The organism is Shewanella mangrovisoli, from assembly GCF_019457635.1.
Taxonomy (GTDB): domain Bacteria; phylum Pseudomonadota; class Gammaproteobacteria; order Enterobacterales; family Shewanellaceae; genus Shewanella; species Shewanella mangrovisoli.
Genome location: NZ_CP080412.1, coordinates 3,414,259 through 3,441,167, shown reverse-complemented (window position 1 = coordinate 3,441,167; position 26,909 = coordinate 3,414,259). Strand labels below are relative to the sequence as shown.

Here is a 26,909-nt window from a genome sequence, read left to right as displayed (position 1 = left end):
CACGATATTCGTGGCTGTATGTTCCTCAGTATCCTTATACGCTCAAATTAACGATATAACTCCCTGACGACTTCGGTCATCAATGCTAATGAATCATTTGCTTTATCTTCTTCGAGGGGGCAATTCAGCACTAGCCCATCGGCTTTTAGCTGTTTAATTCCTTGAGTTTGCAGTGGCAGCGCATCTTCGCTGATGGCATAACAAGGGTTAATCACTATGGGGAGATGACTGTGGGCCTTAATTTGGATGAGGCTTGCTAAATCCAAGGTGGGTAAGTTGGCATTGTTATAGGTTCGAATGCCGGAGTCACATAGGATAAGCTGTTGGTTACCTTGGCTTAAAATCGCCTCCGTTGCCGCCATAAACTCCTCATAACTTGCCATATCGTTACGTTCGAGGAATAGCGGGATCGGCAAGGTGCCTGCCTGAGTCAGCAAAGCCTGATTAAACATTTGCTTGCCCGTTAAGAACAACATGTCAGCATGGCCTGTTGCTAATGGCATATCCGTCGCCTGTTCAATGGCAATAACACAAAGCAAATCATACTGATGAAGGGTTTGGCGAAGCTTAGGGATGATAGCTTCGGCCGAGGCAAGTGAGTGGCATCCGTCTAAAATTACCGCTTGAAATCCCGCTTCTTTTAGCTGTTTTACTCTGCGCTCAAAGGCGGATAAGGCGGCCTGTGACGACTCTAGCAGCAGGCTTTTGCTCAGCGTAATCTTGGCAATGGCACCAATATGGCCTGCGCCAATGGTAAAGGGGCCGCAGTGAATTTCACTCGCCTGCGCTTTGTACGTCTTACTGAAACGATAGGGCGATGGATCAAGGCTCACCGTACTTATCACTTCCGCTTTTGAGGTGCTCGGCTCGATAAGTAATTGGCTATTACTGAGTTGTGTCGGTTTGACGGTTTCACAGGGGTAACAACCTAATACTTTGATAAAACGCGTTATCCTCTCGAGCTGCTTGAGCCCTTGTTGCATGGCTTCGCTGGAGATATTGGCATCGATATCCAGATAGAACATTTCTTCCCACGGCGTACCAGGAATAGGGCGAGATTCGAGTTTGCTCATATTGAGCTGATGCGCCTTGAGCACCAATAGGGCTTCAACCAAGGCACCCGCCTTTTGGCCTGTGGCCATAATCAGGGTGGTTTTGGCTGGCAGTTGCTCGGGTACGGCTACGGCTTTTCTAGCCACAACGATAAAGCGGCTCTGGTTAATCTTTTGGTTTGCAAGACCCGACTCAATCGACTCGAGTTGGTACAGCGCGCCACCTTCTGTGCTACCAATTGCTGCAGCGCTATTATCGATAGATTGGTTGACCTTCTCCATTGCTTCGGCGCTGCTTGAGCAATATTCCAGTCTTAAGTCTTTGTGCTGGCTCAGATAACGGCTGCACTGACTAATTGGCTGCGGATGGGCATAGACGGTTTTGATATCACTCAGTTTGCTGCCCGGTTTACCCAACAGGCAATGGCTGACTTCGATAGTCGTCTCGCCTACGATGGACAGACTCGTATGTTGCAGCACGTCATATACTTCGTTGATTGAGCCGGACGAAGTGTTTTCAATTGGCAAAAAGCCATAGTCGGCGTGGCCTGACTCAACCGCTTGGACAATCTCATCGAAACTTTGGCAGCCTAAATCGAGCATCTCAACCTGACGACGTTGGCAATAGCGTGAGGCGGCTAAGTAAGAGTAGGAACCGCGGGCGCCAAGGTAAGCGATACAGTATTGTTGTTTTTGCGTTTCAGGATTCGCGCGGCCGTGGAGATAAGCCTGCTGGTTGAGGACTGAGTCTTCGATAATGCTTTGATAAAGTGAAATCACGTAATGGGCATCTAAGCCTTTTTCTCGGCCAGCGGTGACTAATCTTGTCAGCAGTTCTTTTTCCCTTTGGGTGTCGCGAATGGGTCTCACATCTACTTCTTTACTGCGGGCCACTTCAAGGCTTAGGCGTCGACGTTCGGCGAGTAACGAGAGAAGCTCATTGTCGAGGTGAGTAATTTGTTCTCGCGTTTGATTTAAAGGCTGTGGTTTTTGCATTCTGACCTCATTTGCCACCGTATTATCGAGCGTTTAAGACGAAAAAGCCTCCCAGTGGGAGGCTTTGGATTTTTACTTTCGTTTTTACACAGTAAATCCGCCTCCTAGAGTGGGGGTGTAAAAAAGAAAGTAAAAAAAGCTGCGGTATTTGTTTTCATAGGGAGTAAAACTAAAGGGCGAGGGCGTGGCTGTCAATCAAAAATTATTCAATCGCGATTTTCTTTCATCTTCGCGTTGCTAGGCTGCAATTATGCCTGAGCCAATCGTCATTTCGCCTTCGAGCCAAATAAAAAAGGCGAAGAAATTCTTCGCCTTTTCAGTGTTGTTAGCGATTATTCGCCTAATTCTACGCCAGCACGATTGATCAGGAACTGAGTCAGAATGGGCACAGGGCGACCAGTTGAACCTTTATTCGCGCCGCTGTTCCAGGCAGTACCCGCCACATCTAAGTGAGCCCAGTTGTACTTCTTGGCGAAACGAGACAGGAAACAAGCCGCGGTAATCGCGCCCGCTGGACGACCACCTAAGTTGGTCATATCGGCAAATGGGCTATCGAGCATATCTTGGTACTCATCCCACAGTGGCATGCGCCATGCGCGGTCACCACTTTGCTCACCTGCATTGAGTAGCTCGTGTGCCAGAGGGTTGTGTGATGAGAACAGGCCAGAGGCATGTTTGCCTAAGGCAATCACACAGGCGCCTGTCAGTGTTGCCGTGTCGATCACCAGCTCTGGGTCGAAACGCTCAACATAGGTTAATACGTCACACAGTACTAGACGGCCTTCGGCGTCGGTGTTGAGGACTTCAACGGTCTGACCCGACATTGTGGTTAAAATGTCACCTGGGCGGTAAGCATTGCCCGATGGCATGTTTTCGCAGCCCGCGAGAATACCGACGACGTTGATGGGCAGCTTCATATCACAGATGGCTTTCATGGTGCCGATAACACCAGCTGCGCCGCCCATGTCATATTTCATTTCATCCATGGCTTCGCCCGGCTTTAATGAAATACCGCCTGAGTCAAAGGTTAAGCCTTTACCAATCAATATGATAGGCTTTTCAGTGCTGTCAACGGCACCCTTGTATTCCATCACTGTCATGATGGATTCATTGGCACTTGCGCGGCCAACGGCAAGGTAAGAGTTCATGCCGAGTTTCGCCATTTGCTCTTCGCCCACAGTCGTGACATGCAGGTTTTCGTGAACTTCGGCCAATTGGCGAGCCTGAGAGGCTAAATAGGCTGGATTACAGATATTTGGCGGCATGTTAGCCACATCGCGGCATAAATGCATACCGGCAGATACGGCCATGCCGTGCTCAATCGCACGCTCACCTAAGGTCAGTTCGCGGCGAGTTGGGACATTAAACACTAACTTGCGCAGCGGACGACGGGTCTCACCTTTACGGGTTTTCAGCGCATCGAAGCTATATAAACTGCTATTGGTCGTTTCGACCGCTTGGCGAACTTTCCAATAGGTATCGCGACCTTTCACGTGTAACTCGGTCAAGAAGCACACGGCCTCCATTGAACCTGTTTCATTTAAGGTGTTGATGGTTTTAGTGATGATCTGCTTGTACTGGCGTTCGTCTAGTTCTCGTTCTTTGCCGCAACCGACTAACAGCACTCGTTCACTCAATACGTTAGGAACGTGGTGCAGTAATAACATTTGGCCAGGCTTACCTTCTAAATCGCCGCGACGCAGTAGATTACTGATATAACCTTCGCTAATCTTGTCTAATTGCTCGGCGATGCCGGATAGACGGCGGGGTTCATAAACACCGACAACGATGCAGGCTGAGCGTTGTTTTTCGGGGCTACCGCTCTTTACGCTAAACTCCATGAGCACTCCTAGATTCTTAAAGACAAATTTTTATATTTATTGGATAATGTCTGCTTGTCCCGAAAAGGGCCTAAGTTATTACTCCAAAGGTGATTTATTCTCGGCACTTGAGTCACGTTTTTGTGAAATATCCGTGACATTTATCGTTTGCCAGGAACCCCTGAAGCTGGTCAGAAAACTACCAAAAGTAAACAGTTTACATGAAAGTTAGTCTGTTACCAGCAAAAAGATAAGTTTAGAGACCGGATCCTACCTGTGATTGTATTTAGATACCTTATTCGAGAAGTTTTAAAGGCGCAAATTGCAGTACTTTTCGTACTGTTAACTATTTTTATTAGCCAGCATTTCGTGCGCATATTGGCCGACGCCTCAGACGGTGAATTTCCTGCTTCTCTTATCGCCACCTTGATAGGTCTCAACTTACCCTATCTTGTTGTTCTCGTTTTACCTTTAAGTTTGTTCCTTGGGATCCTCATGGCCCACGGCCGCATGTATGCCGAGAATGAAATGGTCATTCTCCACGGTGTTGGCGTAAGTGAATGGTATGTTACCCGAGTAACGTTGCTCCTCGCCGTTATCAACATGTTGTTTACTGGCTATTTATCCCTCTATGTTGCGCCTTGGGCGGAGGAGCAACAAAACCAAGTGCTCGAGAAAGCCCAATCCGAGGCGGGTCTTGCCGCATTAGTGCAAGGGCGTTTTCAGGCGAGTCCTAACGGCCGTGCTGTGCTGTTTGTCGAACGTATCGGCAAGGATAACGATCTGGATAAAGTGTTTGTGGCCCAGTTGCCCGACCCAAATGACGAAATTGGTTTAACCAACGTGGTGGTGGCTAAAGGCGGACGGGTACTGGAAGATCAGAACGGCTCGCAGCAATTACAGCTCAATGATGGAGTGCGCTATCAGGGCAGCCCACAACAGAAAGACTACCAGATGATTGAATTTGGTGGCTATAAAATGCAAATCAAAGAGCAACAGGTCGATGAGCGTCGCCGTAAACTCTCTGCCTTACCGCTAACGGAATTGATGAAAGTCGAAGGACCTGAAGCCGTGGCTGAGTTCCATTGGCGTTTAGCGATTCCGCTGGCGATTCCTATCATGACACTTATTGCCGTGCCGCTGGCGCGAGTCAATGTGCGCCAAGGTAAATTTGCCAAAATGCTCCCGGCAGTACTGTTATATCTTGGCTACTTTGGCCTGATGGTCGCGGGACGTAAAGCCTTGCAGGATGGGGTGATCCCACAATATTTAGGCATGTGGTGGATCCATTTGTCGGCACTCATTATGGGGATTTTACTCCTAGGAAAAGACAGACCCTTATTTGCTCGTTTATCGACGGCAATGGCGCGTAAAAAGGTGGCCGCATGAAGATTTTAGACCTTTATATCGCCAGAGTTTTATTAAGCACTTCGGCGCTGTGTTTGCTGGTGCTGACGGGCTTGTCGGGCATCATTAAGTGGGTTGACCAGCTGCGTTTAGTGGGGCGTGGTTCCTACACTATGATGGATGCGGGCATTTATGTGTTATTCCTCGTGCCTCGCGATATTGAAATGTTTTTCCCTATGGCGGTGCTGCTAGGCGCGCTGATCGGCATGGGGATGCTGGCCTCGAACTCTGAGCTAGTAGTGATGCAAGCCTCAGGGATGTCGCGGTTGCAGATCACCTTATCTGCGATGAAAACCGCAGTGCCATTGATGTTGATGGTGATGGCATTGGGTGAGTGGGGCGCGCCAGTGGCCGAGCAAAAGGCCAATGAACTCCAAGCCATTAAACTGTCCGGCGGTAGTTTGATTAAATCCCACCGAGGCATTTGGGCTAAAGACGGCGATTTGTTCGTGAATATCGGTGAAGTCGCCGATATTGATAAGCTGAATAATATTACTTTGTATAAGTTTAACAGTGAGTTAAAGCTTACGAATGTTGTGCATGCCAAGAGTGCCTTGTTCAGTAAGGACAGCTGGCATCTTATGGATGTAAAGCGTACTGACTTAAGCTATGACGAAGTGAAGCTCGAACACTTAGACGAAGATATTTGGCGCTCAAGCCTCACGCCCGACAAACTCAGCGTAGTATCGGTCAAGCCTGAGGCGTTATCGATTCGCGGCTTAATGGGGTACTTAGATTACCTTAAAAATAACAGCCAAGATCCAAGCCGTTACGAATTAGCCCTCTGGCGTAAGGTGATGCAGCCTGTCACTGTTGGGGTGATGATGCTGGTGGCCTTATCCTTTGTGTTTGGGCCGCTGCGGACCGTGACTATGGGGGCGCGGGTGTTGCTAGGTGTGGTTGCCGGGTTTAGCTTCTATATCAGTAACGAGATCTTTGGTCCCATGAGTATGGTGTATGAGTTACCAGCCTACGTGGGGGCCATCGCGCCGAGTCTGCTATTTACTGGCATTGCCTTCTACTTTATCCGGCGGTGATAACACTCGGGAAATAAAAAACGACGCCATGGCGTCGTTTTTTATTGGGGCAATGTTAGCTTAATCACAGTTGTAAGGCTTAGATGCCAAGTTTAGCACTATGGTTTAAGCGCTATGATTTAACCGCCAGTGGTTTATGCACCATGCCAATTGCGCATTTGGTTGGCTTCCTTAGAAAGAACAACCACTTCAGAGCGGGTCATCATATCCTGTAGTGCGAGTTTATCGTCGTTGATCAGCACCCACAGATTACCAATCCCGAGTAATGACCAGACGATGCGCGCATAGGCGGTGATAAGGCTTAAGTTTTGGCCATTAGGATGTTGGATCTTAAGGCGCCAGGCGCGCATCCCGAGGGTTTGACCGCCCTTACTCCAAAAAAGCGCATAAAAAGTGCCTACGCAGAGCACTAACCAGAGTTGATAAATCCCATGGTAAATCGGCGTGCCATTGAGGGCGTCGGACACATGTTCAAAGCCATTCATGCTAATCAGGCCCGAGGCCGTGAGTCCGAAGAAAATACCAAAGCCGATGGCGCCAGCAAACATATACACGGCTACCGCGAGCAGCAGGTCATAGATCATTGCCCCTAAGCGGCGGAAGAATCCTGCACGGGGAAAGTTAGCATGTTCAGCATTTAACATCTGCAATCCTAATTCTAAATGGATAAATGACGATAAGGCTTAGGCCTCGGGTTCTTCATCACGTACAAAGTGGATATTGCTAAAACCAAAGCGCGCAAATTCAACTTTGCGATAGTCTTTTTCAGCCTTGGCACCTTTGCGTGAGGTCATGGCAATTTGTTGTTCCATTGCGAGAAACTTGGTTAAGTCTATGCCTTCGGTCTCAGCCACGGCTTCGTATAAATCACGGTGTTTATCATAACTAAAGGCGATGGTTTTCGTCTCACCTTTGAAGGTGTAAGTCACTTGACGCGCCATGATTCTCTCCTGAAAAAGTCCTGAAATAAGTCTGGAATTAGTTAAATTCGCTTCTAAAAATAAAATACACCGCACCGAGGATACACAGGCCCGCCCAGAGATAGTCGAGTTTGAGTGGTTCCTTCATATAGAAATAGGCGAAGGGCACAAACAAGCTTAAGGTGATGACTTCCTGCAGGATTTTTAATTGGCCGACATTCATCACTGTGTAGCCGATGCGGTTAGCGGGCACTTGCAGTAGGTATTCAAATAGGGCGATGCCCCAACTGACTAAGGCGGCAATAATCCAAGGCTTTGAGCCTAGGGATTTTAAATGGCCGTACCATGCAAAGGTCATAAAAATATTGCTAAGACAGAGTAAACCAATAGTCGTTAGGGTGGGGTTCATCATTCTTCTCGATGATTAAGCTTATAAATCATATACATTGCATCGTCGGTATAGCTGCCAAGGCATTTCTCTATGGCCTTAGGTTTAAAGCCCATTTTACGCCAGTAGCTATCGGCACCTTGTACCGCGACCAGAGAGAGGGAGCTCAAGTTAAAACGATCTGCGAGCTGCTTTAAACGCATTAGGGCCTTGGAGCCCGCGCCTAAACCTTGGGCCTTTACCGAGATGGCAATATCGTGCAGATACAAGGTATCGGCCTTAGGTAACTGAGTGATGGGCTCATACAGTGCGGGAGGCATATTGGTGGTCCAAGGGTGGGCGAGGCAATAGCCCACCACCGACTCATTCACCTCAAACACAAAGCAGGATTGAGGTGAGACGTGCCACTTGCTTTGCAATACATGCAGGGGTTCAGGATCCAGTTGGGAGTAGCATTCTTCCTGGATCTGTAAAATAGCATCCCAATCCTCTGGGGTGATTGCACGCAGTAACATGGTCGACCTTTTTCCGTCCAAAACAGTGTGAATAAATAAGTTGGGGATTATATACCCAAATCGCAGCAAAAGCTTTGAAACTCGGCAGCGCTGCGATTGTCTAGGCGGTTTACCGCGCTTATCCCAAATAACGTTGCTTCAAATGTTTAGCAAGATATTGGCTATTGAGCGGCTCGCCAGTGGCTTGAATGATGAGCTCATCCGTTATCAGTAATGAGCCTTTGGACCAAATATGAGTGCCAAGCCAGTCAAATACTTGGGATAGCTGCCCATTATCGATAAGGTTTTCAATCGGGCCTAAGCTTCGCTCCAGCGCAAAACGGCATTGGGCGGCATACATGGCGCCTAAGGTATAACTTGGGAAATACCCCAATTCACCTACGGCCCAATGGATATCCTGCATACAACCATCGCGATAGTTACCATCGGTATTGATCCCGAGCAGTTGTTGCATCTGGCTTGACCAAAAATCGGGGAGGTCATCCACGCTCAGACTGCCGTCGATAAAGGCTTTTTCGGCCTCAAAGCGCAATAGAATGTGACAAGGGTAAGTGACTTCATCGGCATCGACACGGATAAGCCCCGGATTGACGCGGGTATAGTGTCTTGCCAAGTCTTGGGCGCTGAACTCGCAGCCCAAATGCTGTTTAATCAGTGGTTGCAGTTGGCGTAAAAACGCGAGATTGGCACCGAGCTGCATTTCACAAAATAAGCTTTGGCTCTCATGGACGCCCATGGAGCGAGCCAATCCTGCGGGCTGACCGCGCCATGATTTCGGTAAGCCCTGTTCATAACGGGCATGACCAGTTTCATGCACTATGCCCATGATAGCGCTGCTAAAATCGGCTTCATTATAACGCGTCGTGATGCGCACATCGCTGGGCACTCCACCACAAAATGGGTGGCTGCTGATATCGAGCCTGCCATGGTTAAAATCAAACCCTAAATAGGCCATCACCGCTTGGCCGAGGGCTTGCTGTGCCTTGATTTCGAAGGGGCCATTAAGGGTAAGCTTGGGTTCACTGGCTTGTTTTGCCTGCACATCTTGAATAAGAGAGGGTAACCAAGTCTTCAAGTCGCCAAAGGTTTGTTCGAGCTTTGCCGTGGTCATGCCGGGCTCAAATTTATCGAGCAGGGCATCGTAGGGGGAGATGTTAAGCGCCTGCGCGCGAATTAAGGCTTCTTCCCTCGCGAGGGAGATCACTGCTTTTAGATTTGGTTTAAAACCTTGCCAATCATTGTTTTTGCGTTGTTCACGCCAGGCATTTTCACACTGGTAGGCCATTTTGGTTTTGGCCTGTACCAACTCTCCCGGCACTAAGGTCGCCTGTTGATACTGGTATTGCATTTCCCTCAGATTGGCCTGTTGCTCTGGGCTCAGCGCCTCTTGTGAGGCTCGAGCGAGGTTATCGCCAAGCTCTGGCGCTGTTTTAAGGCTATGGATATGTAATGCCATTTCTGCCATGGCATCGCCACGTTCACTGCCGCCACCGAGGGGCATCATGGCGGCCTGATCCCAATCACCTAGCGCACTAAAATGTTCAAAATGTGAAATTTTCTGGAAATGGGCCGTGAGTTTATCGTAACTTGGCGTAGGTTCTTTGCTGTTCATTGCGGTATCCATAGACTCAATCTTAAGGTGCTGTCGTTATCTATTAGCACGAAAAAATAACAATAACAGGATGATAATATCATGCAGCCAAAATCACATCACACTAAAACCCTTAAAGTCATAAGCATGGCGCTGTTGGTCGGCTTATCCAGTGCCGCCCATGCTGGATCTGAGAGCTTTGCGCCGGGAACGGCCATCCCCGAATTTGGTGAAGTGGCTAAGGTCGAAAGCACTCTTGCGATCCCAGCTGGGATGAAGTTTAAGGTGGCATTCGATATGAGTAAGGCGGCCGATGTCGGCCTAGTGAATCGTCAGCTCGACAGCCTTGCCCGTTTTATTAATATGCACGTGGCGGCTGGCGTGAAAGAAAGCGATATTGAGCTAGCGATGGTGGTGCATGGCAGTGCCGTTGGCGATTTAGCCGATGATAGCTTTTATGCCAAGCAGCACAACGGGGCGCAAAACCCCAATAAAGCCTTAGTGAAAACCTTAGTGGCCCACGGGGTGAAGTTTTATATCTGTGGTCAGAGCGCCGCTTATTTTGACTTACACAACGCCTCTTTGTTACCGGGTGTCGATATGGCCCTGTCCGCAATGACGGCCCATGCGATTCTGGCGCAGCAAGGATTTAGTCAAAATCCGTTTTAGGGTAAATTTTTTGTTTGGAAACTTTTTTGTTTGGAAACTAGGCTCGCCTTGCTATTCTGTCACTCGTAAGTTGATAATTACAGTGAAGTAAATGGAATGCTGTATCGTTCAAGGAGATGACTATGTGGGCGTTTTTAGTTGAACAGCCTAACCTACCTTACACTATTGCCTTCGCCTGCGTGCTTGTCCTTGGTGTGTTTGAAGCCTTAGCCCTAGTGATAGGGTTAAGCATGATGAGTGCGCTCGACCAATGGGTGCCCGCCGATGTGGATTATGATGCCGAGATTGGCGGTACTGGCCTGACGGGGATTGCGGGCTGGTTGTGTCTAAATCGATTACCCTTACTTATCTGGTTTGTGCTGGCACTGACCAGCTTTGCGATTGTCGGTTATATTGCAAATTACCTGAGCCTGCTCTTCACGGGCGTCTTGTTACCCCAACTCTTTACCTTACCGATAGCCGTGGTTGGTAGTGCGTTTGCCTGTCGCTATCTCGGGCGGATATTAGCCGATCTGCTCCCTAAGAATGAGTCTACCGCCATATCCCTTGATGATTTAAGCGGTTATGTCGGTACTATCACTTTAGGCTGCGCCATGAAGGGCATGCCTTCGGAAGCCGTGGTGCGCGATAAACATCAACAAAAACATTATGTATTAGTCGAACCCGAAACCTCGGGTATCGAGTTTGCCAGTGGCACGCAAGTGGTGCTGCTAAAACGAGAAGGAAGAGTCTGGTCTGCGACTCGCTTTGATAATTAATTTTCCAAAGCCATTAACGAAAAAGGAAAGCAAATGGATGTGTTAAATGATGTAACCAGTTCGAGCAACTTCGTGTTGTTAGTTGCCGGAATGGTATTGATTGGCCTGATTGTGATTGGTCTGATTTTCGCCAAGTTATATAAACGTGCGACGAAGGAAATGGCCTTTGTGCGTACGGGTTTTGGTGGTGAGAAAATTATTAAGGACGGCGGCGCAATCGTCTTACCCGTGCTGCATGAAACCATCGCAGTAAATATGAATACCCTGCGTATCGAAGTGGAGAAAACCCAAAAAGATGCGCTGATCACTAAGGATAGAATGCGCGTCGATGTGAAGGCAGACTTCTATCTGCGTGTGGCGCCCAATGCTGAAGGCATTTCAATGGCGGCACAAACCTTAGGTACCCGTACCACGCGTGTGGAAGAGCTGAAAAAGCTGATGGAATCTAAGTTTGTTGACGTGTTACGTGCGGTCGCGGCGGAAATGACCATGACAGAAATGCACGAGCAGCGCGCCGATTTTGTCCAGCGGGTGCAGAATAACGTCGCCAACGATCTCGAGAAAAACGGGCTAGAGCTCGAATCCGTTTCGTTGACGGGTTTTGACCAGACTGATCTGCAATTCTTCAATGAGAACAACGCATTCGACGCCGAAGGTCGTGCGCGTTTAGCCAAGATCATCGAAGAGAAACGTAAAGAGACCAACGATATTCAGCAGGAGAACCGCATCAAGATCGAGCAGCGTAACCTCGAGGCTGAAAAAGAATCGCTGGAGATTGAAAAGGCCGAAGAAGAAGCGCGTCTGGTGCAGCAACAGTCACTCGAATTTAAGCGTGCCGAGCAAAAAGCGGAAATTATTAAGCAAAAAGAAAACAAGTCCCGTGAAGAACGCGAAGCCGAGATTGCCAAAGAGCGTGCAATCGAAACTGCGGAAATCGAAAAGACTAAAGACATCGAAACCCGTGAGATTGAGAAGCGCAAATCTATCGAACAGGCACGTATTCAACAGCAACGTGATATCGAAGTCGCCGAGCAGGAAAAACACATCGCGGTAGCCGCGAAGTCGGAAGAAGAGTCAGCTGCCCGTGCCCGCGCCGCCGAAGCGGAAAAAACCAAAGTAGAGAAAGAAGAAGCGGTTATTACGGTGCGCCAAGTGGCTGAGGCGAATCGTCGTAAAGAGATTGAAGTAATCGATGCTCGCAAAGAAGCGGAGCGCGATGCGGTGGGCGTGACAGTGCAAGCCGAGGCGGAAAAACGTGCCGCCGAAGACAGATCGAGCGCAATTCTGATTGAAGCCCGCGCCAGTGCCGATGCCAAGAAACTACAAGCCGAGGCCGACGAGAAGGTCTATGCGGTCGAAGCTGCGGGTAAACAAGCTCTGTACGAAGCCGAAAACGTGCTGCGCGATGAGCAGATTGCACTGCAAAAATCCCTCGCTATCTTAAAAGCACTGCCTGAGATTGTCGCGCAGGCAGTTAAACCGCTGGAAAACATTGAAGGTATTAAAATTCTTCAAGGTTATGGCGCCGGTAATCAACTGGCATCGGGAGCTGATGGCGCTATCGCTCATCAAGGCGGTATCGCCGAGCAAGTGACCAGCGCAGCGCTAAACTACCGCGCCAATGCGCCAGTGGTGGATGCCATGCTGCGGGAGTTGGGCTTAGTGCAATCGGAATCTGGCACCTTAAACGACCTGCTCAATGGCAATAATGCTTTAACTACCGAAGCCTTAAATGTAGTTAAGTCGGCGAATAGCGGATTAAATGGTTATAGCCAGCAACATACAGTGATAGAGCCAAAGATAACTAATTGATATTAATGGTTTAGATTAAAGCGCCTGCGGGCGCTTTTTTAATGCCTGAAACCGCAGTGCCAATTTGTAGTATTCCACTATTACCCTAAATTTAATGGTCGGAGTAGAGTGAAATCCGATGTTGCGTTTTCCCTTATCGAATAAAAGGAGTTTCTCATGGCCAATATTTTGATCATCGCTGGTGATTTTGTTGAAGATTATGAGCTAATGGTACCGTTCCAAGCCCTACAAATGGTGGGGCACAGCGTAACGGTTGTCTGCCCTGATAAAGTGGCGGGACAAACCATTAAAACGGCTATCCATGACTTTGAAGGCGATCAAACCTATACCGAAAAACCAGGACACTTATTTGCCCTAAATGGCAACTTTGCCGGTACCAACGCCAGTGATTACGATGCGCTGCTGCTTCCCGGTGGCCGTGCGCCTGAGTATTTACGCCTAAATCCTGCGGTGATCGCCTTGGTGACGGACTTTGCTGCCCAAGATAAACCTATTGCGGCGATTTGCCATGGCGCGCAGTTACTGACGGCGGCCGATGTGGTACGCGGTAAGAAAGTGTCTGCCTATCCAGCTTGCGCGCCTGAGGTGAAACAAGCGGGCGCCGAGTATTGCGAGATTGAGGTGACGGCGGCAATCACCGATGGCAAGTTAGTCACGGCGCCCGCTTGGCCTGCGCATCCTGCATGGTTGGCGCAGTTTAACAAGTTATTGAATTAACGATATTCATCTAACATTATTTATGGCATAACAGTTCGGGTAGGGCTTAATACCAATCGTATTAAATATCTGTTCATTCAGCAGGAGTTAAACGGGCTTTAGACAAGGCGAAGGCTTGAAGGCATAGTGGCGCTCTGTCGAAAGCCTTAAACGCAGTATAAAGTGCGTTGAAACCCGCCCTTCGGGAGCCTCACAGGCATCTCACTCCGGTGTTACATTGACTTAAAAGGGAATAACCATTTCTTCGTCAATGCGCCTTGGATTGAGATGCTTGTGAGGCTCTGAACTGATTAGATATTTAATGTGATTGGTATAAGTTAAGTATTCGCTGGGGACTTAAGCTAAGCGCAATGCGAGAGCTTAGCGCAATCGCCGCTTGGGGAGTGATATTGTGTGTGAAATCTATTCCGGTGCCGAACCCGAACTGTTTGAACTCAAAACCCGCTCCATTCGAATTGATGGGGTCGTGACGAGCGTGCGGCTCGAGGCGATTTTTTGGCAGATTATTGAAGAGATTGCCGAAGATGCCGAGCTGAGTGTGGCGGTGTTTTTAACCCGTATTTATCGTGAAGTGTTAACTCGCCACGGAGAAGTGGCAAACTTTGCTTCTTTATTGCGGGTTGCCTGCACCACCCATCTTAATCAGGGGCAGCGTTTGGTGTTAAAACCTAAGGTTGCGCTAAACGCAAAATCCTCTTAAATACCCATCTCATCTTTATGATTTACAAAAGACCAAGCTTGCTACGTTAGTGCAGAGCTAGTTTCTTGTGAGCACTTAAAAACATGAGCTTTTATCGATTTAACTGGCAAAGGCTTGGGTGTATTTCTGGATAATCTGCTCCACTTTTCCATCGGCTTTTAGCTGTGCTATCGCATGATTGAGTGCGGGCAGTAGATCGGCATGCTCCTTACGTAGCCTTAGCACCAATACGCCATCGGAATGCACGGCGGCCAATCCTACGGGGATCTTAAGTTTGTTCGACCAATATAGGGCGGGATAGTTACCCGAGATAATGGCCGTGATGCGGTGTTTATCCAATGCCTTAATCAGCTCTTGCTCCGAGGTAAAATCGACACGGATAAACTCCTTGTCATCGTGGTACAAATATCCCCTGACGGTACCGATTTGCTTACCTTTAATTTCAGTGACTTCCTTAAAGGATTCGACATTCTCGGGTCTGGTCACCACGTATTCTGTGATGGGCATAATGGGATCGGATTTAACAAATAAGGGGCCAAAGTCTTGATCCGTAAACCAACTTGGGCTGACCACATCAAAGTCTAACTGGCCGGTTTCAAGGGCGTTGTTCGTCCGTTTTGGCGGCAAGGACAGGTTTTCACCCTCGATATTGGCTAAGGATAAAATCAGTGGAATTAACTCAGACACCATGCCGGGAGCTTCGGGCTGATTCGCAATAAAATAGGGATACCAAGAATAGGAGCCTGTGATGTTGTACTTGAGTAGTTGGGCAAAGGAAGGCGGTGTAAACAACAGAAGTAATAAAACGGCGTGCGCTCGCCAACGATAGAGAATACGTCCTTTACCCATCTTATCCTTCACTCCTTGGTTAAACGAGCTTCGCGGTGACTGCGCTATATCTTACCTAGTTATTGTGAAAAATTTGTTATCTATAGCGCAGTTTCCCTATTCAAGCAGCTTTTTGGGCTTAAGCCAAGAGTAGGCACAAGGCGGGCAGCTGATTGTGCGGGTAAATTTGAAAGGTCTTATGGTGTTTAATCAGGCTAGTTTTCTTATTACCTTGGCTTATCAGCAAGCCGTGGGAGAGGGCGATTTGAGTCAACAGCTGCTCATCGGCGCGAACATATAAGTTGATGGGTTTGATAAGCTGATTGTCTTGAATATGTTGAGTAAACTCTTTTACATCAATAACTAAGCTCGATTGGCCATCGGCGTCTAGCTTAAGCTTGGTGTTAATTTCGGTGTCAGTAAACACTAGCCATTCGAGCTGGGTTAACTCGGCAATCATAGCGTTTAACGCCGTACCTAACTCCACGTGCGAGTCTTCAACGCTCTGATATTGATGAACAATTCTTTCCAATAACCGCTTAAGTTCGGCGCCAGCACCTTGGCTGCGCGCCATACGGATCCATGCCGTGAGATCGTCGGCCACCAGTTTCGAGAAACGCTTCTCTTTGAGCGCCTCAACCATCCAGTTACACAGAAAATGACTCTCCTGCGCGGCGGTTCGTTGGGCTTTTTTAGCTTGGGCTGAGGCGGTTAAATCGGCAAGACCCGCGCGGGCGAGTTCGAGTACGGCTTGGTTATAGGTTTGAGAGTTCATTGTGGCTCCGCCGCGGGCTAAAGGATTGATCTAATGGAACGTGTCGTATCGATTGCGGCCAAGCTAGTTTAGCAAAGCAGCCGCTAAATCGATAACGATTCTTAGCGGCTGTTTGGACGGGGGATGGATTATTCTGGTGTTCCGACGAGGCTGGCGGCCGTCAGAATCAACTTTGGCGCGGGTCTCACCTTGTAGTTGGGATTTACATATTGGAAATGGATTAATCCTTGGGTATCAGCGATATAAATTGCTGGAACTGGTAGAACTAAGCGCTTATCGCCTTCGGGTGTGGTCCACAGTGGGTTATCCAGTTTTAAGCGACTCAGGTAAGTATCAGTCACTTGTTTACTGGTATAAAAGGCAAGACCAAAGGCTTGCGCTGCCTGCATTTTTTCATCGGAAAGCAGCTGATATTTAAGTTCGTTTTTAGCGGCTGATGCCCTTAATTGTGCGGGTGTATCTGGTGAAATACCCACCAGTTGAAAGCCCATGTCGATAAGCTTAGGTTCGATGGCTTTAAGCTGGCCCATCTGGTTATTGCAAAACGGACACCAGCCGCCACGGTAAAAGAAGAAAATGGTTGGCTTTTGTACCGTTAATTTCGCTAAATCAACACTTTGGCCATTCATGTCTTGCAAAGTGATTGCGGGGATTTGCTCGCCATTGAGTAATGGGCTCACCGAATATTCATCCTTGGCGATAGGTTGGGCTAACGTGGTAAAACTGCCGAGTAATAGGCTGGTGGTCAGTAAAAAGCGCTGTAGTAGGGACTGCATCAGTCATCTCTCCGTATTATTGGGTTATTCTTTTTAATCAAGCGATTGAGCCAGGCTTGAGTCTTTGAGTCGGTCTAGGTTGTGGTGACTCAGATAAGAACGGCTAACGGGCCAATTTATTGCAGTTTTAGTGGCATCTTTTATTAAGGAGAATGAATTAATCGTTAGCGTGGTGGGGCGCTGTGGTGTGACTCAAGGGTGTGGTGGAGAAGCATGTAGTGATACTATTGCTTGCATGTTTATAGGTTACAGAGCAATTCACTCAATTTTTCAATAGGAAGCAGTAAATGGATAAGGGATTATTTAACGCATTAAAGAAAGTCTATTATAAAAAGTCCTATCGCAAAGATGAGCATGGCTATCAGCAAAGAATCGATAATGGCGATGTGTTCGATGTCGATACGGGAACCTCTATCTATTCCTATCAAGGTTTGTCAGACGCCGAAATCGCATTGATTGAACAGAGTGGCTATCCGGTCAATAACAGGGTTAAGCTGAGCCATGATGATGTGGTGCTCGGCTATAAAGCGATACTAAAGCAGCCTAATCTTTCCCTCGAAAATTTACTGGCGGCCTATTTATGTGGTTTTTCGAGTTTCCCCCGCGGTCGACAGCCCATACTCAGCTATCTGTTTGCTAAGGCGCTGCCAGAACATACGATGGCAACGGATAGTGACATTTGTCCTGTGTGTTCCATCAAGAGTGTTAACTGGATTGAGCTGGGGCAAGAAATCTTTTCCTGTTACGCTGGCAGTGTGTGGAACGAGCGCTGGGCGCACAAACTCATAGAATTACAAGAATTTTGTACGCTATCGCCTTGTAAACCTAGTGCCGAGGACGTGGCCGTCTTCAGTGCTTTAATTGAGGCAATTCGTCAGGCTCCTGTGGATGAAACACCCGGAAAACTCGAGCAAAGGGTGAAGAAAGCCAAGATTATCCCTAAATTTAATAAGTACAGTTTCCGTGGCCAACTGACGGTGTTAGCTGAGCTTGGCATCATGCCAAATTCCTATGTTGCGCCGCTCTATGAGACTTTTACGCCATTTGAGGATATCTGCAATATCAAATATCCCGGCAGTATTCGCTCTGACATCACCTTACCGCTTGCGGGCTGGCGCGGCGAAAATCCCATTGATGAGGCTCGACTTAACCAATTGTTTGCAAAGTATCTCTAAGTTTATAGTCTCTTCGGCGTTAGGGGCGCTGTTTACCGTTAATCGGAGTAGTTTGAGGGGAAGTAGGCTTGAGTACTTGTACTCAATGGATAAAACGTGAGGTTAGAACTGACGGGTTAATGGGAAACTCATGTTGAATTTGATAGTGGATTGAACAACTTATATAGGCTTGTGATTGAACTTAAACGGGTCTAGGATAAATCTCGAGTAGCGTGACTCGCATTTGTTGGCATCTGGATAGATAAGCTATTGGCTGTTGATAGATGAGCTTGGATTTTTATATAATTTCAAGTCTATACAAGGAGTTGTTGATGAAGAAAGTACTGTTTTCCCTCGCTGCAATCATGGCGAGCCAAGTCGTTTTTGCACAATCTATTTCGGATAAAAATGCTCAGGATGCATTTATCTATGGTTACTCGATAGATGAAGCCTATAAATTTTTCTACGAAACCGCAGTTAAAACCGATACTCCACTGAACCGCTTCCAAAATATTCGTCATATTGCCGACGATACCTACACAGCGCACCCCACCATTAACAACGATACCCTGCACTTAATGGGATGGTTGGACGTGGCCGCTGAGCCTGTGATCGTGAGCGTGCCCGATATGGATAAAGGACGTTATTGGATCCTCCATACTATGGATATGGGCCATTACACCACCTCCATGATTGGCTCTCGTTTAAGGGGCAATGAGGGCGGCCACTTTATGTTTGCCGCCCGTTCATGGAAGGGCGATGTGCCAGCCAGTGTGGACGAAGTGATTTATGTGGATTCGAATCTGATCAAGCTGATGGGCCGCATTATGGCCGTTGGCAAGGAAGATGAGAAAGTCGCGTTAAATTATATGGATGATTGGAATATCCGCACTTTGTCTGCCTATCTTGGTGTGGCTGGCCCTAAACCTAAGGAGCGCACTTACCCCGATCCCGAGAAGACTAATTGGCTGCAACGGGTCAACTATATGCTCTGCGATGGCGACATGGGCACGGCCGATAAGCAATGGTTAGATCAGTTTAAGGATATTGGTCTGGTGCCCTGTAAGGAGGATTTCACGGTCGCCCAAATCGCTGCCGCTAAGGTCGGTGAAACGTTAGGGATGAAACATATCATCGATTTAGCGCCAAAAATGACCAATGCGGGTAAGTTACTGGGTACTCGTGAGCAGTTGAGTGATGGTGCGCGAGATCTCTTCGCCGAAGGCACTTACCTTGGTCAGTGGGGATTACCACCCGATGAGTCGGTTTATCTGAAGGAGGAAAAGGGCGATGACGGTAAAAATCTCAATGGCTCAAATGGCAAAAAATACCTGATGCACTTTAAGGCGCCCGAGGTGAGTCAATTCTGGTCGTTTACTGTGTATGGTTCGGATAATCGTTTAATGGCGCACAATGAGATTAACCGCCACAGCCGCGGTGACCGTACTCTTAAACCCGGCGCCGATGGCATGTATACCATCGAATTGAGCGCTAAAGGGGATGAGAGTAACAGCAATTGGCTGCCGATTCCTGAAAAGGATGCCTACATTATTATGCGTATGTACGGCCCTAATAAGGAAATCCAAGAGGGCAAGTATCCTTTCCCTAAAATTCAAGTGGTTAAGTAATATAAAGCCCATAATTGGCTCAATAAAAAAGCGTCCACTAGGACGCTTTTTTATTGGATAGGTGATAGTTCACTCTATTTACTTAAGTTTTTTCGCCTTACTTGGGGCTTGGCCAACCTTCATCTTCACGCGGCGACCCTGCATGCTTTTCTCGGCGATGATCTGCTCGCTAACGTTGTCGAGTCGCTGTTGTTTCTTGGCAAAACTACGACGAGTTTGTAGCTGCTTTAACAGCAAGTCGCGGCTACCGACTTCGTATCCTGGCACGGTAATACGACGAATTTTTTGGCCGATTAGCTTTTCAATATCAGCGAGTGTGCGCTCTTCTTCACGGCTCACAAATGAAATCGCAACCCCTGATTTACCCGCGCGGCCGGTGCGGCCAATACGGTGCACATAGTCTTCGGCAAGGAAAGGTAAGTCGAAGTTGACCACGTACTCAAGGCTTGGAATGTCTAAGCCGCGGGCGGCGACTTCGGTGGCGACTAATACGCGCACTTTGCCTGAGACAAACTCACGCAGCGCGCGGCGACGGCTACCTTGTGCCTTTTCACCGTGGACGACTTCAGAGGGAATGCCATCTAAATTCAATTCTTTCACTAAGGTGTCGGCCGCATCGCGCGTCGCGGTAAAGACCAACACTTGTTGCCAGTTCTTCTTACCAATCAGTTCGGACAAGAGTTCGCGCTTACGGCGCTGCTCAACCGGATACACCACTTGGCTCACGGTATCTGCGGTGGTGTTTTGCTTATCGGCGCTGATCACCTGAGGCTTGACCATCATGTCGTTGGCCAGTTTTTTCACCGCACTCGAGAAGGTGGCTGAGAACAATAGGTTTTGACGTTTCTTATTCACCGCTTGAAGGATTTTTTGAATATCCGCATTAAAGCCCATGTCTAACATACGGTCGGCTTCATCGAGCACTAAAAAGTCGATGCTAGAGAGGCTTAAATTACAGGCGGTCAGGTGTTCGAGTAAGCGCCCAGGCGTCGCGACAATAATATCGGCACCGCGTTTAAGTTTTTGCGCCTGAGTCTCAACCTTTACACCACCGTAAATGGTTAATACGCTGAAATTTAAATACTTGCTGTAGGCTTCAACGTTGTCGGCGACTTGAGCCGCGAGCTCACGAGTCGGCGTGAGGATTAATACCCGCGCGTTCGATTTTAGGGTCTCGCTGGGGTTTTCCACCATCTTTTGCAGTATCGGCAGGGCGAAGGCCGCCGTTTTGCCCGTGCCTGTTTGCGCACTAGCCAGCACATCTTGCCCGCGGCGGATAGCGGGGATCGCTTGCTGCTGAATAGGTGTCATTTTTTGATAACCGCAATCTGAGATAGCGCGTAAAATCTCGGGGCAAAAACTAAAAGATTCAAATCTCATTTTGGATTCCTGTCAGTCACTTATTCAATCATTCAAGCGCATCATTCTATTGTTGAAAGCGCACTCTGCCGCACTTTATTCATTACAACAGCGCTTCACTACAAGAGTGCTTCAAACCTATGCACTTGCTTACGCATTTCCGCCACACAGTATTTTTGCACTTTGTGTAGCAGAAAAATGGCGGGCGCGGAGTATAGCAAAATTTTCGGTTAAAACCTGTACTTTTTAACCCTTTGGGATTTTATAACAATCTGTAAGCGGTTTTAGATGTGGTTGAAACTGTAGAGGGGAAAACCTAGAGGGAGAGTATCGCGCCATCATCTTAGTTGATAATGGCGCGACGGGAGTACTAGCCAAAGGCGCGGCGTAGACCTAGGGCCTTTTCGGCATTGTGTTTTAAATGGTTAGCGGCATCACCAATTTGATGGGTGGCGGCGAGGTTTTCGCTGCTGGTTTGAGTGATGGAGTGAATGTTGTTAGTGATTTCATGCACCACTTGGCGCTGCTGATCGGCGGCCACCGCGTTTTGCTGAGCAAAGGTGTGGATCTCGCTCACCTCTTGGTAAATGGTGTTCACGTTCTCGGCGGAGGTTTGAATATCGTTAGCACATAGCTCGGCATGCTGACGGCTCTGCTCCATCTCCTTCGCCCAAGCATTTAGCATGCTGAACATCTTGTCGACGCTCTGGGAAATACTGTTAGTCGACAATTGGGTACGGCTCGACAGCGCGCGTACCTCGTCGGCGACAACCGCAAATCCACGGCCTTGCTCGCCTGCGCGAGCCGCCTCAATCGCGGCGTTGAGGGCGAGTAGGTTAGTCTGCTCGGCAATCGAGTCAATCTCGCCCATGGCGCTGGCCACCCGTTCGGCTTCCTTATTGAGTTGATGGGCATTGTTGGCGGCATCGGCCACGGATTTGGCTAATTGCTCAACCTTTTGGGTGTTGGCCTTCATATTGGCGCTGCTTTTGAGGCAGAGATCGTAGGCAGTGTTGATACTGGTCGAGGTCAATTGAGTATTTTGCGCAACCTCGGCAATGGTTGAGCTCATTTCTTCCATCGCGCTGGCGAGTTGTTCTAGCTGGTTTTTCTCTTGATCTAGGCTGACATAGGTTTGTTCTGTCGTCACTACCAGCTGATCGGCAATCGCATGTAAATGGTGGGCCTGATCTTGGGTGCGGCCAAGCACGCCGTTCATCTTGGCTTGCAATAGGACCAATTGGAAATCGAGAATCGATGAAGTATCGGCGCCTGAGTAGATATAGCGGCTGATGGAATCATATTTCTCCTGCATTTCAACCAGTTTGGCTGGAATGCGAAAGGCTTCGTCGTAGAAGATTGCCAGATTGAGGCTCATTAGAATCGCCCCTGCGAAAATCACTCCCCAACCCCAAAAGTAACCCGCAATCAGTAAACCTGTGGTAGCAACAACGGCGGAGACAAAACGTTTTTGCATTAAGCTGAGTGGTTTAGGGATGGGTTTATTTTGTATTAGTCTGCGATAGATATCCGTGGCTTTGCTGACATAGGCCGCCTGCGGCTGAATACGCACCGATTGATAACCTATGATAGTCCCATTCTCAAACAGGGGAGAAACAAAGGCATCGACCCAATAGAAACCGCCATTCTTACAGCGGTTTTTGACTATGCCTCGCCAGGATTGGCCGGATTTCAGCTTTTCCCACATTTCTTTAAAGGCGGCGCTGGGCATATCTGGGTGACGCACCTTGTTATGAGGCTGGCCGATCAATTCCTCGGGCTTATAACCCGAGACTTCGGCAAAGCGTTGATTAACGTAGGTAATAATCCCACGGGTATCTGTGGTTGAAATCAATTCGTCTTGGGGTGTGAGGCGGACTTCCTGTGCGTTACTGTGGAGTTGGCTGGTTTTACTGCGGCTAGGGTTACTCTGGCTCATTTAGTGTGTCCATTCAGGGCCGATACGACTTTTGGGGTAAATGTAACTGGTAAAACGGGTGCCAGCTCTCATTGGAGTCGGCTTATTATGTGATAATGGTATCATTTTTGTGTGGGTATTGGAGAGCGGTTTTTAGCTTTACCCGCAACAAAAGTAATGATTTTTAAATTTTGTAAGTTTCTGCAAATATTGCATTTTTAATTCGCTTTCAAACGAGTGTTTATCCTGTTTAAAAGCAAATTTTAGAGTTTTGTATAAGGTCTGTTTTTAGCTTATGCCTGGCTAAAGCGGTTATAAGTTCATTTGCCTAAATAGTGGTAGGAGCTTAGGTGAAAAACATCAGCCTGACTATTGGACTAATGTCGTGATTTAGCTTGTCAGAACAGTAACATCATAGGTGGAACGGGTCTTGAAGCGACTCTAAATAAAAAGCCCAAGCGTTGGCTTGGGCCTTAGTTTTGTGCCACTTAACGTTAGATGGCTTTTGTGACCTTTGTTAGCCACTCAAGCTCACTGCCTGACATTAATGGCGATAAGGTGTTAAACACTTTCTGATGGTAAGCATTAAACCAGTCGATTTCGCCTTGGGTTAACAGGCTCTTATCGATAAGGCGAGCATCCATTGGGATCAGCGTTAAGGCATCAAATTCATACATTTCACGCTCGGCGCCCTTTAAGGCTTTGCAGTGTTGCACTACCACTAGGTTTTCTAAGCGGATCCCAAAACTGTCGGCGCGGTAATAACCTGGCTCGTTGGATAACACCATGCCTGGCATTAGGGCGATGGCATTGAGGTTTTTACCAATGCGCTGCGGACCTTCGTGCACGCTGAGGAAATGACCGACGCCGTGGCCTGTGCCGTGGTCGTAATCAAACCCATGTTGCCACAGATATTGGCGGGCGAAGGCATCGAGTTGTTGCCCCGTAGTGCCTTTCGGATAGCGAGCCTGATCTAAGGCGATATGGCCTTTTAATACCAAGGTGACCATTTTCTTCTGTTCATCGGTCACTTTACCAATGGCGATGGTGCGAGTGACATCCGTGGTGCCGTCCAGATACTGAGCGCCAGAATCCACAAGATAGATGCTGTCCATCGTCATCATGGCAGGCGTGCCATTGTTATGGTTGTAGTGGCACATGGCCGCATTGGCGCCAGCGGCGGAAATGGTATCGAAACTTGGCTCGCGATATTGTGGATCTTCGAGGCGGAAGCTCTCTAACTTGTCGGCAAGGGTTGCTTCATCGTGCAGACGATTGGCGGCAACTTCGGCATCGAGCCAAGCGAGGAAACGACTCACGGCCACACCATCACGGATATGGCTGGCGCGCATGCCTGCTAATTCGGCGGCATTCTTCTGTGCCTTAGGCAGGGAGACGGGGTCGATACCGGCGATTAATTTGACGCCTGCATCGCGGGCGATATTTTGTGCCCAAGCGTTGGCAGAATTCGGATCGGCGAGCAGTTTCACGCCCTGTAAGCTTGCCAAGGTATCGGCAAGTGCAGCTTCGCTCTTAAAGCTCACACCCGCCCCAACGTGTTCCGCAATGCCTTCAGGGAGTTTGCTCAAATCGGTAAATAGCTGCATATCGCCATTGGCGTGAAGTAGCGCGCAGCCAAGCACGACCGGCAGACGCGGCACGTCATTACCACGGATATTGAGCAGCCAGCAGAAGGAGTCCAAAGCGGCGATCAGCGCGACATCGGCGCCCACTTTTTTGACTAATGCGCCAATCTCGGTCCGTTTTTGCAGGCTGGTCTTACCCGCACTCTCATTACTAAATAACGTGATAGCTGCGCTCGATGGTGCAGGTCGGTTTTGCCAGTGTTTATCAATCGGATTCTGTTCGACGGCAACCAGTTCAATTTGAGCCTTCGCTAAGGTCGCTTTGGCGTTTTCAAACCACGCTAAGGTGTGTAAACGGGCATCGAAGCCCACACGTGAACCAGCGGCAAGCGTATCGCATAGCCATTCGATTTGTGGTGTGTCGGTCAGGCTTTCATAACTAAAGAGATTTGCATCCACCTGCAGACGCACTTGCACCGTATAACGACCATCGGTAAAGATGGCGGCTTTGTCTTTTAAGACAATGGCCATGCCCGCTGAGCCAGTAAAATCCGTTGCCCAGTACAGACGCTCGTTATGCTCAGGCACATATTCGCCCAAGTATTCATCCGCGCGCGGGATGATAAAGGCATCTAAATTGGCATTGGCGAGTTCACTACGAATGGCGGCAAGACGGTTAGCAATCTTATTAGGTTGTTGGGATGATGACGATTCTAACGACATAGGGGCTCCAAATATTGGCATTGGCGGCTGACGTAGGCGACCAAATTATAATGCGTAATGCTGGCGAAAAGGATGCGAATTGGCGGCGATTATCGCAAGCTCAATGGCTAAGATGCAAGGGGATGGAATAAAGGATTTTGTATACAATCTTGTTTTTTAGGCATCACTTTGCGGTAACAAGGGCTGTGATCTTAGGCGAATTCTCAAATTGAAATGTTATCTTTATCACTCAGTCCTTCCGACTAATTCTTACAAATTAGCTACTTAAGTTTTATTCAATCGCTAATATTGGCCCATTATGCTAACATTCGCCATCTCCGCTCGGGGTCAGAGGGGAGCACATGTATCAGTGGAGTTGGCGATGCAAACATTAACAATAGACGTGGGCGGTAGCAAAGCCCTGTTCGAACTTCAACTCAAGGGGCATACAGAACAATATAAAATCCCCACGGGTGAAGGCTTTAAAATTGAAGATTTAAATGATCAAATCGCGGCGCTGGAACGGGATTATGATTTACAGAATTACCATTTAGCGGTCGCTGTACCTGGACTCGTACAACAGAATCGTTTGGTGTCCTGTAAATCTTTGCCCGGTCTCAATGGGCTAAGCTTTGAAACCTTGAAAACCCAAGGCGAACTTAAGTTTATCTGCAATGATATCGACGCTGGTATGCAGGCAACCTGTGATGAAAAATATGCCTGTGAGTTGTTAGTCATGTGCGGCACTGGGATTGGCATGTCGATCGCGTTGAGTGGCAAGGCTTTTACGGGGGCAACGGGAGTCGCGGGGGAGCTTGGACATTGCCGGGTGATGACGGAGGCGGGGGAGTTTAGTCTTGAGCAGCTCGCCAGCGGCGATTCTATCCGCAGCCGTAAGATTGCTACCGCCGATGATTTATATCTCGCCGGTACTTATCTGGGGATGGGGCTCGCGTGGGCGGTCAATCTGTTTAATCCTAATCGGATCTGGTTAGCGGGCGGCATGATGAACAGCGCGCCGTACTATAAGGGTTGTCTCGATAGTTTAAGACGCATGGCCCTGAGTGCACCGTTAGCCGAAATGAAGATTAATCGTGTCGATGATATGGAAACCTTAGTCTGCCGTGGCTTATCGGTGATCTTGGCAAGGGATTACTCGAAGGACGCCGCCTAACGGCTTTCGATTGAGGTGCGATTAGACCAAGATTGAGGCGTGATAAGCTCGTTCCGGCTATTAATCTTGGCTTACTTACGCTGATATTGATTCGGACATTGACTCAGATATTGATTCTGATTGGGTCGAGAACAACAGCATGCGGCCATCGGATTTGTGTGTTTGCAGTGCACTCTGCATATCACCTTGTTCGATGACCGCATTTTTGTTTGCACGAGTTATCGAACGGCGTCTTGCATAACTTCTTTCTTAAGACTTTCGATTTATTTTTATTGTCTCTCCTATTGGCTACGCGAGTCGATGATACGACTCTATGGTTTAAGCAATCCTTTTAAATACAATTGATTGCTCATTTTTTGAACTCAATAGTTCTACCTTTCTTTAAAGCTAATTCGGCGTTGATAATCGGTACAACGGCCTGTTTGTTAATATTTGGTTGCAATTTAACGCTATCGCGGCATATGCTAATTAACGTAATGACAACGTTGTCATTAGTGTGAAAGGCAAACCAATCGAAAGATTGGGACGCAAAGCCTCCGGTCTAAGGGTTCGTTTGTACCTATGATAGCGGGGATACCACAGGTTGTTTCTTCATGCTGCCGTTGTACGCACATGGTTTTAAGAGTG

At 48.2% G+C, this 26,909-nt stretch carries 23 protein-coding genes, 1 riboswitch and 1 other annotated feature; of the genes, 10 read left to right on the top strand and 13 right to left on the bottom strand.

Annotated elements, in window-relative coordinates; all coding sequences use genetic code 11:
- Positions 1-47 precede the first annotated feature (47 nt).
- Entirely contained in the window at positions 48-2,048 is a 2,001-nt protein-coding gene (locus tag K0H60_RS15065; protein WP_220056232.1) for a chorismate mutase, read from the bottom strand.
- A 37-nt stretch (positions 2,049-2,085) separates the two neighbouring features.
- Positions 2,086-2,204 (bottom strand) — a sequence feature (Phe leader region).
- 176 nt (positions 2,205-2,380) lie between these two features.
- Positions 2,381-3,889, bottom strand: a complete 1,509-nt coding sequence (gene pepA / locus K0H60_RS15060) for a leucyl aminopeptidase (RefSeq protein ID WP_220056231.1) — start codon at positions 3,887-3,889, stop codon at positions 2,381-2,383.
- Positions 3,890-4,144: 255 nt separating this feature from the next.
- Here pepA and lptF point away from each other — a divergent pair, with 255 nt between their 5' ends.
- Both lptF and lptG read left to right on the top strand, forming a co-directional pair.
- Positions 4,145-5,257, top strand: a complete 1,113-nt coding sequence (lptF, locus tag K0H60_RS15055; protein WP_220056230.1) for an LPS export ABC transporter permease LptF — start codon at positions 4,145-4,147, stop codon at positions 5,255-5,257.
- Positions 5,254-6,312: an LPS export ABC transporter permease LptG gene (gene lptG, locus K0H60_RS15050; protein WP_011717857.1), complete on the top strand. Its 1,059-nt coding sequence runs from the start codon at positions 5,254-5,256 to the stop codon at positions 6,310-6,312. The genes lptF and lptG overlap by 4 nt, the downstream gene beginning before the upstream one ends.
- A gap of 134 nt (positions 6,313-6,446) precedes the next feature.
- On the opposite strand, the gene K0H60_RS15045 is transcribed toward lptG, so the two are convergent.
- The 5 genes from K0H60_RS15045 to K0H60_RS15025 form a co-directional block, all read right to left on the bottom strand.
- Complete coding sequence (locus K0H60_RS15045; RefSeq protein WP_011717856.1) at positions 6,447-6,956, bottom strand: RDD family protein; 510 nt, start codon at positions 6,954-6,956, stop codon at positions 6,447-6,449.
- Positions 6,957-6,995: 39 nt separating this feature from the next.
- Positions 6,996-7,253, bottom strand: a complete 258-nt coding sequence (locus K0H60_RS15040; RefSeq protein WP_220056229.1) for a DUF2960 domain-containing protein — start codon at positions 7,251-7,253, stop codon at positions 6,996-6,998.
- Positions 7,254-7,290: 37 nt separating this feature from the next.
- Positions 7,291-7,641, bottom strand: coding sequence for a DMT family protein (locus K0H60_RS15035; protein ID WP_037415674.1), 351 nt, complete (start codon positions 7,639-7,641; stop codon positions 7,291-7,293).
- The gene (locus K0H60_RS15030) at positions 7,641-8,135 is read right to left on the bottom strand and encodes a GNAT family N-acetyltransferase (protein WP_011717855.1); all 495 of its coding nucleotides are present in this window, start codon (positions 8,133-8,135) and stop codon (positions 7,641-7,643) included. Before K0H60_RS15030 ends, K0H60_RS15035 begins: the two co-directional genes overlap by 1 nt.
- A gap of 118 nt (positions 8,136-8,253) precedes the next feature.
- On the bottom strand, positions 8,254-9,747 hold the full coding sequence (locus K0H60_RS15025) for a carboxypeptidase M32 (RefSeq protein ID WP_434086660.1): 1,494 nt from the start codon (positions 9,745-9,747) through the stop codon (positions 8,254-8,256).
- Between the two features lie 81 nt (positions 9,748-9,828).
- Here K0H60_RS15025 and K0H60_RS15020 point away from each other — a divergent pair, with 81 nt between their 5' ends.
- The 5 genes from K0H60_RS15020 (at position 9,829) to K0H60_RS15000 (ending at position 14,382) form a co-directional block, all read left to right on the top strand.
- Positions 9,829-10,395 carry a DsrE family protein gene (locus K0H60_RS15020; RefSeq protein ID WP_220056227.1) on the top strand — a complete coding sequence of 189 codons (567 nt, stop codon included), beginning with the start codon at positions 9,829-9,831 and terminating at the stop codon, positions 10,393-10,395.
- A 122-nt stretch (positions 10,396-10,517) separates the two neighbouring features.
- On the top strand, positions 10,518-11,153 hold the full coding sequence (locus tag K0H60_RS15015) for a YqiJ family protein (protein WP_011717852.1): 636 nt from the start codon (positions 10,518-10,520) through the stop codon (positions 11,151-11,153).
- 33 nt (positions 11,154-11,186) lie between these two features.
- Positions 11,187-12,965 (top strand): flotillin family protein, encoded by a 1,779-nt coding sequence (locus K0H60_RS15010; protein ID WP_220056226.1) that lies wholly within the window; start codon positions 11,187-11,189, stop codon positions 12,963-12,965.
- 156 nt (positions 12,966-13,121) lie between these two features.
- Positions 13,122-13,682, top strand: a complete 561-nt coding sequence (locus K0H60_RS15005; protein ID WP_220056225.1) for a DJ-1/PfpI family protein — start codon at positions 13,122-13,124, stop codon at positions 13,680-13,682.
- Between the two features lie 391 nt (positions 13,683-14,073).
- The gene (locus K0H60_RS15000; RefSeq protein ID WP_037416089.1) at positions 14,074-14,382 is read left to right on the top strand and encodes a ribbon-helix-helix domain-containing protein; all 309 of its coding nucleotides are present in this window, start codon (positions 14,074-14,076) and stop codon (positions 14,380-14,382) included.
- A 99-nt stretch (positions 14,383-14,481) separates the two neighbouring features.
- On the opposite strand, the gene K0H60_RS14995 is transcribed toward K0H60_RS15000, so the two are convergent.
- The 3 genes from K0H60_RS14995 to K0H60_RS14985 all read right to left on the bottom strand — a co-directional run bounded on the left by K0H60_RS14995 (position 14,482) and on the right by K0H60_RS14985 (position 16,761).
- Complete coding sequence (locus tag K0H60_RS14995) at positions 14,482-15,231, bottom strand: substrate-binding periplasmic protein (RefSeq protein ID WP_220056224.1); 750 nt, start codon at positions 15,229-15,231, stop codon at positions 14,482-14,484.
- 118 nt (positions 15,232-15,349) lie between these two features.
- Positions 15,350-15,985: a DUF2913 family protein gene (locus K0H60_RS14990; RefSeq protein ID WP_220056223.1), complete on the bottom strand. Its 636-nt coding sequence runs from the start codon at positions 15,983-15,985 to the stop codon at positions 15,350-15,352.
- A 128-nt stretch (positions 15,986-16,113) separates the two neighbouring features.
- Positions 16,114-16,761 carry a peroxiredoxin-like family protein gene (locus K0H60_RS14985; RefSeq protein ID WP_220056222.1) on the bottom strand — a complete coding sequence of 216 codons (648 nt, stop codon included), beginning with the start codon at positions 16,759-16,761 and terminating at the stop codon, positions 16,114-16,116.
- A gap of 287 nt (positions 16,762-17,048) precedes the next feature.
- Between K0H60_RS14985 and K0H60_RS14980 the strand changes: the two genes are divergently transcribed.
- Together K0H60_RS14980 and K0H60_RS14975 are read left to right on the top strand one after the other, a co-directional pair.
- Positions 17,049-17,936 carry a hypothetical protein gene (locus K0H60_RS14980; protein ID WP_220056221.1) on the top strand — a complete coding sequence of 296 codons (888 nt, stop codon included), beginning with the start codon at positions 17,049-17,051 and terminating at the stop codon, positions 17,934-17,936.
- Positions 17,937-18,247: 311 nt separating this feature from the next.
- Positions 18,248-19,543 (top strand): DUF1254 domain-containing protein, encoded by a 1,296-nt coding sequence (locus K0H60_RS14975; protein WP_220056220.1) that lies wholly within the window; start codon positions 18,248-18,250, stop codon positions 19,541-19,543.
- 78 nt (positions 19,544-19,621) lie between these two features.
- Here K0H60_RS14975 and K0H60_RS14970 read toward each other — a convergent pair whose 3' ends face one another.
- From K0H60_RS14970 to K0H60_RS14960, 3 genes are all read right to left on the bottom strand, one after another.
- The gene (locus tag K0H60_RS14970; protein ID WP_011717843.1) at positions 19,622-20,923 is read right to left on the bottom strand and encodes a DEAD/DEAH box helicase; all 1,302 of its coding nucleotides are present in this window, start codon (positions 20,921-20,923) and stop codon (positions 19,622-19,624) included.
- Between the two features lie 349 nt (positions 20,924-21,272).
- Positions 21,273-22,841: a methyl-accepting chemotaxis protein gene (locus tag K0H60_RS14965; protein WP_220056219.1), complete on the bottom strand. Its 1,569-nt coding sequence runs from the start codon at positions 22,839-22,841 to the stop codon at positions 21,273-21,275.
- Positions 22,842-23,314: 473 nt separating this feature from the next.
- Positions 23,315-25,129 carry an aminopeptidase P family protein gene (locus tag K0H60_RS14960; protein ID WP_220056218.1) on the bottom strand — a complete coding sequence of 605 codons (1,815 nt, stop codon included), beginning with the start codon at positions 25,127-25,129 and terminating at the stop codon, positions 23,315-23,317.
- Positions 25,130-25,490: 361 nt separating this feature from the next.
- On the opposite strand from K0H60_RS14960, the gene K0H60_RS14955 reads away from it, so the two are divergent.
- Positions 25,491-26,282 carry an ROK family protein gene (locus K0H60_RS14955; RefSeq protein ID WP_220056217.1) on the top strand — a complete coding sequence of 264 codons (792 nt, stop codon included), beginning with the start codon at positions 25,491-25,493 and terminating at the stop codon, positions 26,280-26,282.
- Between the two features lie 492 nt (positions 26,283-26,774).
- A riboswitch (cyclic di-GMP riboswitch) is annotated at positions 26,775-26,863 on the top strand.
- Positions 26,864-26,909 lie beyond the last annotated feature (46 nt).

Coding starts and splice junctions, on each gene's coding strand:
- K0H60_RS15065 (WP_220056232.1), bottom strand. CDS start 2,048: ATGCAAAAACCACAGCCTTTAAATCAAACGCGAGAACAAATTACTCAC.
- pepA (WP_220056231.1), bottom strand. CDS start 3,889: ATGGAGTTTAGCGTAAAGAGCGGTAGCCCCGAAAAACAACGCTCAGCC.
- lptG (WP_011717857.1), top strand. CDS start 5,254: ATGAAGATTTTAGACCTTTATATCGCCAGAGTTTTATTAAGCACTTCG.
- K0H60_RS15045 (WP_011717856.1), bottom strand. CDS start 6,956: ATGTTAAATGCTGAACATGCTAACTTTCCCCGTGCAGGATTCTTCCGC.
- K0H60_RS15040 (WP_220056229.1), bottom strand. CDS start 7,253: ATGGCGCGTCAAGTGACTTACACCTTCAAAGGTGAGACGAAAACCATC.
- K0H60_RS15035 (WP_037415674.1), bottom strand. CDS start 7,641: ATGAACCCCACCCTAACGACTATTGGTTTACTCTGTCTTAGCAATATT.
- K0H60_RS15030 (WP_011717855.1), bottom strand. CDS start 8,135: ATGTTACTGCGTGCAATCACCCCAGAGGATTGGGATGCTATTTTACAG.
- K0H60_RS15025 (WP_434086660.1), bottom strand. CDS start 9,747: ATGAACAGCAAAGAACCTACGCCAAGTTACGATAAACTCACGGCCCAT.
- K0H60_RS15020 (WP_220056227.1), top strand. CDS start 9,829: ATGCAGCCAAAATCACATCACACTAAAACCCTTAAAGTCATAAGCATG.
- K0H60_RS15015 (WP_011717852.1), top strand. CDS start 10,518: ATGTGGGCGTTTTTAGTTGAACAGCCTAACCTACCTTACACTATTGCC.
- K0H60_RS15010 (WP_220056226.1), top strand. CDS start 11,187: ATGGATGTGTTAAATGATGTAACCAGTTCGAGCAACTTCGTGTTGTTA.
- K0H60_RS15005 (WP_220056225.1), top strand. CDS start 13,122: ATGGCCAATATTTTGATCATCGCTGGTGATTTTGTTGAAGATTATGAG.
- K0H60_RS14995 (WP_220056224.1), bottom strand. CDS start 15,231: ATGGGTAAAGGACGTATTCTCTATCGTTGGCGAGCGCACGCCGTTTTA.
- K0H60_RS14990 (WP_220056223.1), bottom strand. CDS start 15,985: ATGAACTCTCAAACCTATAACCAAGCCGTACTCGAACTCGCCCGCGCG.
- K0H60_RS14985 (WP_220056222.1), bottom strand. CDS start 16,761: ATGCAGTCCCTACTACAGCGCTTTTTACTGACCACCAGCCTATTACTC.
- K0H60_RS14980 (WP_220056221.1), top strand. CDS start 17,049: ATGGATAAGGGATTATTTAACGCATTAAAGAAAGTCTATTATAAAAAG.
- K0H60_RS14975 (WP_220056220.1), top strand. CDS start 18,248: ATGAAGAAAGTACTGTTTTCCCTCGCTGCAATCATGGCGAGCCAAGTC.
- K0H60_RS14970 (WP_011717843.1), bottom strand. CDS start 20,923: ATGAGATTTGAATCTTTTAGTTTTTGCCCCGAGATTTTACGCGCTATC.
- K0H60_RS14965 (WP_220056219.1), bottom strand. CDS start 22,841: ATGAGCCAGAGTAACCCTAGCCGCAGTAAAACCAGCCAACTCCACAGT.
- K0H60_RS14960 (WP_220056218.1), bottom strand. CDS start 25,129: ATGTCGTTAGAATCGTCATCATCCCAACAACCTAATAAGATTGCTAAC.
- K0H60_RS14955 (WP_220056217.1), top strand. CDS start 25,491: ATGCAAACATTAACAATAGACGTGGGCGGTAGCAAAGCCCTGTTCGAA.